We start from the raw sequence: 3401 nt of genomic DNA, 5'->3' as shown, positions 1-3401 counted from the left end.
CCTTTAGCTATCGTTTATTCGCCTTTACTAGTTGTAACTCTAATTATAAACATCAAGATAATATCTATATTATAAGAAACAAACCTAAGGGATAGAAATCGGGTTCACTCAATTAGCTTCAACGGCGGCGGGCTTTTCGTTCTAATCTTTTTTCTATCCGTCTGAGGCGGACGGATAGAAAAAAGGATATCCACTGCAATCCCTAACGCGAAAAAGTCAACGACCCAATAAATTATCCAAAAACCTGTTTTTCCATTCCAGGCTGCCACAAAACCAGTAAATACTTATCTCGTTGATTATCCCGCATCTCTTTAAAACCTTGGTCGTAACAAAACAAATACGTATCGCCAGCTTTTGTTTTATAATAATGCGTAAAAAAACGTGGGTTAAAACCTTCATTCAACAATACTTCTTTACGAACAGTCGCTTTACTTTTAATATTATATTTTGCTAAAATTTTTCTATTTTTTCGCAAAACGTCATCCACTTTCTTTTTGAAATAAACTTTGCCACTCTCTTTGTTCTTTTTAGCATGATAGGCCGTTTTACAATAATTCGAACAGAATAATCGGTCTATCCTCCCCTCTACCTTATTCCCACATTCTTCATACTTACAATTCCTCATATTCGTTTATTTATACGTTTAATTATACGGATAAATTAGGTTCTAAACAACTTTATTCCAAATGTTTGTATATAAAAAAAGCTTATGAAAACCGGATATGGAAACATCACACTCAAGCATTTATTGATAGATGACATGCGACATATAGGACTTCAATTCTACCCCAATAAAAACATAGAAAAAATAATTGAAGTCAACAAATTTTGTAGTTGGAACGATACCTACAATATGTATTGTACGCCTAACACTTCTGAAAATTTTTCACTCATCTTCAATCTCTTTAAAGGCATCGCGTGGATAAATGGTACCCATTTTTTTGAAGGAAAAAAACATCTAAAAGATAATGACCCTATCAATCTCGATGCTTACCGTAAAAGTTCGACTGACAAAACATTTAAAGTACCCGAAAATTACCTCGCTAAACTTGAATACAAGCGATATTCCAAAAATACTGCGCGCACCTATATCAGCTATTTCGAAAAATTTTTAAACCATTTCAAAACAAATAACCTTTTAAACATTAGTGAAAATGACATACAAACCTATCTTAACAGCTTAGCACAACAAGGCGTATCTTCATCACAATTAAACCAAGTTGTAAATAGCATTAAATTTTATTATGAAGTTGTCGAAAAAATGCCTAATCGTTTCTACGGCATAGAACGACCACGCAAGGAAGAACGTTTACCAACAATATTAAGTACCGACGAAGTAAAACGCATCATCAATTGCACCAACAACATTAAACACCGCTGTATCCTTTCCTTACTCTATTCAGCAGGCCTAAGACGACAAGAATTATTAAACCTTCGCCCTTCAGATATTGATTCACAACGCATGGTAATCACAATACGTGGCGGCAAGCGTAATAAAGATAGACATACCCTATTAAGTCATAAAGTACTGGCAGATTTACGTAATTATTACAAGCAATGGTCACCTACAAATTACCTATTCGAAGGCGCATTTGGCAAACAATACAGCGGAACCAGTATTGCAAAAATTTTAACAAAAGCTGCAATTAAAGGAGGTATAACTAAGAAAGTTACCCCTCACATGCTTCGCCATAGTTTTGCAACCCATCTATTAGAAAGTGGAACAGACTTAAGATATATTCAAACCTTATTAGGCCATAGCAGTTCTAAAACGACAGAGATTTATACAAAAGTCACATTTTCAAGTATTCAAAATGTCAAAAGTCCAATTGATTCCTTATTTTAGTGTTCTAATAACATATAAAAGGAATATCACACACGTGTTTGATATTCGGATGTTGTGCATCATTACAAAAAAACAAACCGAATAGACAGAATTGAATTGTGAAAAGTGAAATATTAAAATACCTGTCAAAATACACTGTAATAACTAAAGAATTAGAAAACGCCATTTCTGAAAGTACTTTTATAAAAACTTTCAAGAAAGGGAGTGTTTTACTCAAGGAAGGAGGTATTTCTAATGAGTGTTATTTCATTATAAAAGGATGCGTTAGGAGTTATTTTCTAAAAGATGGTGAAGAAAAAACAATAGAGTTCTATACGGAAGAACAATCTGTTGTGCCTGCAAATTATGAAACGTTAAAGCCGTCAGAACACTATTTAGAATGTTTAGAAGATACTATTGCAAGCGTAGGAAATCCGAAATTAGAAAAAGAAACATTTCAAAAGTATCCTCAATTAGAATCGTTATCACGAATAATCGCTGAAACTATAATTCTTAAACAACAGGTTTCATTTACTGAATTTAAGACATCAACCCCCGAAGAACGATACTTAAGTATGCTAAAGAATAGACCTGCCTTGCACCAAAGAGTTCCTCAACACCAAATAGCGAGTTATTTGGGCATTAAACCAGAATCATTAAGTCGAATTAGGAAAAGAATAATAAATAAAAAGTGATTACTTAACCAAAGTCAATGGAACTGAATATATAGGTGTCTACTTTTAGGCTTATGGAGAATAGAAATAAACAAATATCAAAAATTGCAGGAATTTTAATCATTCTGGGAATAATTACTGGTATCTTAAGTATTGTTCCTGCCGTTGAAAGCAGTAAATTTCTTGAGGAAGTTTACCCAAATAAAAATCAAGTTTTAACTGGTGGAATATTTCAGTTCTTTTTAGTTCCTATTTATGTTGGCTTTTCGCTTTTGCTTTATCCAATACTTAAACAGTTTAGTAAAACTCTGTCGATTGGGTTTATAGGATTTGATTTATGGCAGCCACATTTCAAGTAATCGGAATAATACTACTACCGATATTTGTTCTCTTAAGCCAAGAACATTCTTCAGCCTCCCCTTCAGATATAGCCATTTATGAATCAGCTGGAGATATGTTAAGGTTGTTTCGTAATTTGACTAATCATTTAGGCGTTATATTGGCAACGGGATTAGGTAACGTACTTTTTTATTTAATTTTATACAAAGAAAAACTCGTTCCAAAGTGGATTTCCATTTGGGGGTTTTTAGGAAACATAGTTATAATGTTAGCAAGCTTCTTAATCATATTTCAATTAATTGAAGTAATTTCAACAGAATATGGACTAATGTCAATTCCGCTTGTAGTACAAGAAATAGTATTAGCAATATGGCTACTGACAAAAGGGTTGACTATAAAAACGAATGCACAACAAAATGTATAGTGCATAGCTAACCTGCGGGTTAGCTACGACACCATACATAAACCGTTATATTCAATCGCGGTGTTGCCAAGGGATTCCAAGCAAAATGTATAAGTGTATGGTAAGGGTGTGAAAAGGGTTAATCACGAAATTCAGCTAC

The 3401-nt window shown here is 33.4% G+C and carries 3 protein-coding genes and 1 pseudogene; 3 read left to right on the top strand and 1 reads right to left on the bottom strand.

Annotation, left to right across the window (positions count from 1 at the left end):
* Positions 1-232: 232 nt before the first annotated feature.
* Entirely contained in the window at positions 233-625 is a 393-nt protein-coding gene (locus tag T367_RS0118205) for a hypothetical protein (protein ID WP_027421127.1), read from the bottom strand.
* An 84-nt stretch (positions 626-709) separates the two neighbouring features.
* Here T367_RS0118205 and xerA point away from each other — a divergent pair, with 84 nt between their 5' ends.
* The 3 genes and pseudogenes from xerA to T367_RS25640 all read left to right on the top strand — a co-directional run bounded on the left by xerA (position 710) and on the right by T367_RS25640 (position 3262).
* Positions 710-1846 carry a site-specific tyrosine recombinase/integron integrase gene (xerA, locus tag T367_RS0118200; protein WP_027421126.1) on the top strand — a complete coding sequence of 379 codons (1137 nt, stop codon included), beginning with the start codon at positions 710-712 and terminating at the stop codon, positions 1844-1846.
* A gap of 98 nt (positions 1847-1944) precedes the next feature.
* A complete protein-coding gene (locus T367_RS0118195) occupies positions 1945-2520 on the top strand; it encodes a Crp/Fnr family transcriptional regulator (protein WP_027421125.1) in 576 nt (191 codons plus the stop codon).
* Between the two features lie 53 nt (positions 2521-2573).
* Positions 2574-3262: pseudogene (locus T367_RS25640) on the top strand (DUF4386 domain-containing protein).
* Positions 3263-3401 lie beyond the last annotated feature (139 nt).

Origin of the sequence: Crocinitomix catalasitica ATCC 23190, from assembly GCF_000621625.1 — a bacterium.
Lineage (GTDB): Bacteria > Bacteroidota > Bacteroidia > Flavobacteriales_D > Crocinitomicaceae > Crocinitomix > Crocinitomix catalasitica.
The sequence above is the reverse complement of the archived record's forward strand: the minus strand, read 5'-3'. Positions and strand labels throughout refer to the sequence as shown.

Bases quoted from the DNA above. Each gene is read 5' to 3' on its own strand.
- T367_RS0118205 (WP_027421127.1), bottom strand. From the start codon at position 625: ATGAGGAATTGTAAGTATGAAGAATGTGGGAATAAGGTAGAGGGGAGG.
- xerA (WP_027421126.1), top strand. From the start codon at position 710: ATGAAAACCGGATATGGAAACATCACACTCAAGCATTTATTGATAGAT.